Source organism: Cryptocyanus atlanticus LEGE 06306, assembly GCF_056633155.1.
Genome location: NZ_JBSJOZ010000032.1, coordinates 1 through 3,466, shown reverse-complemented (window position 1 = coordinate 3,466; position 3,466 = coordinate 1). Strand labels below are relative to the sequence as shown.

1 protein-coding gene is annotated in these 3,466 nt (G+C 48.5%); it reads left to right on the top strand.

Translation table 11 applies throughout. The features are described from left to right. Positions 1-460: 460 nt before the first annotated feature. Positions 461-901, top strand: coding sequence for a GrpB family protein (locus tag ACWJI7_RS14095; RefSeq protein ID WP_479938842.1), 441 nt, complete (start codon positions 461-463; stop codon positions 899-901). Positions 902-3,466: the final 2,565 nt, after the last annotated feature.

Here is a 3,466-nt window from a genome sequence, read left to right as displayed (position 1 = left end):
GCCCCGCCTCAGAGGTTAACGATGGGCCCTGTCCAGAAAAGCCAGACCACCTCATTGGGGGCTCTTCACAGTCGAACATACCTATCTGGTTCCCTCAAATCCTAACTGGGGCTGGCGAAGTAAGCTTTCGCAGAGGCCAGATGGTACTCTGGTTCTCCAAATGACTAACATTGCTCCATGGGGTGAAGAATGCCGAGCCGTCAGAATGATATACCAAAAAGTTACCTCGTATGTCTAGTCAAGAGCATTCAGCACGACCGCTAGGAGGTTTGGGTGAAGAATCAAAGCTTCTCTGCCACCGGTGATGGTCAACAAATGGCTCAATATGGGATCCACTGAGACTGACTTCGCTATGTCTGAGGTAACTGTGGAGATCTTCCAATACAACAGCGCTTGGCCTAAACGCTTCTTGGCTGAGCAGGAGCTCCTGATTCGGCAACTGAAAGACTGATTTGTTGGTATGCCTGAACACATTGGCAGTACGGCCGTTCCACGTCTTGCTGCCAAGCCAGTAATTGACATCATGGCTCCGTTAAAGTCGCTGGCCGAGTCAAGGGCTGCAATTGATAATGCCTCACTAATTGGATATGTATACTATCCGTACAAAGCAGAACTAATGCACTGGTTTAGCATGCCAACGGCTGAGCATCGGACTCATCATATGCACTTAGTGCCTCTGGGTAGTCGCATGTGGAGCGAACGCCTAGCCTTTAGAGATACCTTGCGCGCTGATAGGAATCTGCGAAAGCAGTACCAGGAACGCAAGGTTGCGTTGGCCCTGCTTCACCGTCACGACCGTGAGGCATCCACAGATGCGAAGGACCCGTTTGTTCAGACAGTAGTTGCATCCTTTTTGCAAGGATGCGAGAATGCGGCTTATCAAGACTCTCGAGTGCACTGACACTCACAAATTTACTGCTGTGACCATTCAATCCTTGCCTGCCACTCTGGGGCAGCGTTTGACAGAAAAAAATGACTAACTATCCAATTACAATCGCCGCGTCGCTAGTATATCTCGCATTCGTAGCGTACACCTTTGTTGGCACACGCGAAGCACTGAGCACGCGCCCTCGCCAGTTGCCGGTTGAAGAATATAATAAGGCTGTGTAGATCGAACGAAACTGGGTTCAGTCACTTTGCGCATTCCAATTTGTTACAGTTGATTTGCTTGCAAAATCTCTGCTTATTTGTGTTCTCGGAATTACGGGCGTATTTTCAGCGCGCAATGAAATTCCGATAATTACTGCTGTTTTCTTACCTTATGGGCTGCTGCTTGGCTCATCCAATCATTGGCATTGCATCGCCGGCCGAAGGAATATTTATTTTGGGACAATGGGCTCTGTGGTTTGTTTGCGCAGGTTTGCTGGTGAGGGGTTCACAGTCACTATTTTTAAGCCCGCTAAATAAGGGGGATACATTCAACCCTCAGGCGCTAAAGCTCCTTCGGGCGGGTGATACGCGACGTTATACGGCGAAGCAACTGAAATGGTTGGACGGAAAACTGATCTCATGGCTCTCAATTACTACGACGCGATCGCGTTCAAGCGACTAAGTGAAGTCGATCCAAAAGACATCATCGAGTTGATGAACGACCCCCTAGTGCGTCGGCACCTGCCGCTCGCGCGAGGTCGATTCGGGGAGTCGAAGTGTGCGAACCTCGTGGCCCCCAAGGAGCGAATGTGGGAGGATGCCGGCTACGGTCCTTGGGCATTCGTCCTAGACGATGCATTCCTTGGATGGGGTGGTCTTCAGCCTGAAAGAGATGATGCAGACGTCGGAATGGTCTTGCATTCGCATTAATTGAGTGCCGGAAGAGAACTCTTCCGGAGATTCAAGGACTACGCGTTTGGAGAACTCGGGCTTACACTCCGTCATGGCACTGCTGCCGCCGAGTCGAGCTCGGGTAGCCGGCATGCGGCGGCTCGGGTTTCGCCGCGATGGGGACACGCTTGTCTAAGGCGAGCGCTTCGTCTGTTACCGTTTGATTGCTTCGGCGGCCGCTGAACCAGACACTTAGTAGGAAGTGTGCGGTTCATCGTCTAACATGCGCTTGCACCTAAAATAAGCACTTGCAGGTGAAACACAACGTTTCGAAAGACGACAGGCATCTTTCAGGTATGAGTAACTAATTGTATTTTCTGCATCCTTGCTTATCCAATTAGATTCTGGGTACCAGCCTGACCATAGTCTTTAGCTTACTCTTATTTGTCTAAAGATCCGCCTACGGTAACAAAATATTCTAAACATTGCGCAAGAGATGCGCCCTACGCCGTCACGCCTACATTTGTGAATGAAACCTAAAGCCACGATTATTATGGCGACCAAGATTAAGAAGCTTCTTTATCAGCTTGAGCAAGATCTAGCCTGCAGCTTCGATGGCATATTCACACCCAGTGAGTGCGAACAGTTTGATCGCGAAGTGGGCGATGGGATAAGTCTTCTTGACACTCAAGGCCGCAAGGTTGTCACATTTCAGAAACCACGAACAATCATTGTTGCTAGGGGGTATAGATGGGACGGCTGTTCGCCAAAGCTACACTGTATCGACCTGTTTTGGGTTGGGACTCCAGATGGAATAATAATTGGAAGTGAACGACCATTCACTGGACCAGATCAGGATAGGGATATACCGATCACTCATGAACGTGTGACGCATTTAGCTAGTGTAGTTCATGATGTTCTTGGCTATTGTAAATATGATACATCCATGCCTAGTCTATTTCGGGCGCCTAATAAGCCACAGCTCGAGCTGTGGGGAAGTAATGGGCGTCGCAATCGCGATCATCTTTTCTTTGAACTTCTGAAACGGAAGGACCATTGGATTGTTCTCGCTTGGATATACTACACTTCTGTAAGAATTTTCGGACCACTTTATGATCTTTTCTTTGGTATTACCTCCGGCGAGCAGGGTAATTCTGTGTAACCATAGTCTTGCGGAACTCCTGCTTAGGCAGCTCAAGAGTGCTGTGTAATCAGCAGCTCTTCCGCCTCCTTTGACAACCTGATATATTCATAGGTGACACCTCTGAAGTACAATGCATCCACTATAATATTAAGGTCGCGCAAGACAGATCAGTCTACGCATTGCGAAAGTCGCTATTCACACGCGTTTGCTTCATTCATACGTTCATGGCTTGTCTCTGACCGGCCTAGAGATGGTAGTGTTTAGGCTGATATCTCTTTCTAGGCATTCCTATCTTCGCTTCGATTGCCTCATTGTCATCTCGCTCATCTATTGACCGGATATGTCTGCGCATGGGAGGTTTACCACGGCAGACAATGACGCCAATGAGCTTCTGAACGAACGGCACAGTATATACTGAAGTTGCTTACCTCTTGATCCGTAACAGTAGTTTGTAGCCACTGGAATCTATCCCTTTAATTGTTCTAGAAAATATCTAGAGGTATCTACTAGATCTAATCATCACGATGCTGGTTTGATCAAGTTCGAGGCGATGAAGTCCAG

Bases quoted from the DNA above. Each gene is read 5' to 3' on its own strand.
- ACWJI7_RS14095 (WP_479938842.1), top strand. From the start codon at position 461: ATGCCTGAACACATTGGCAGTACGGCCGTTCCACGTCTTGCTGCCAAG.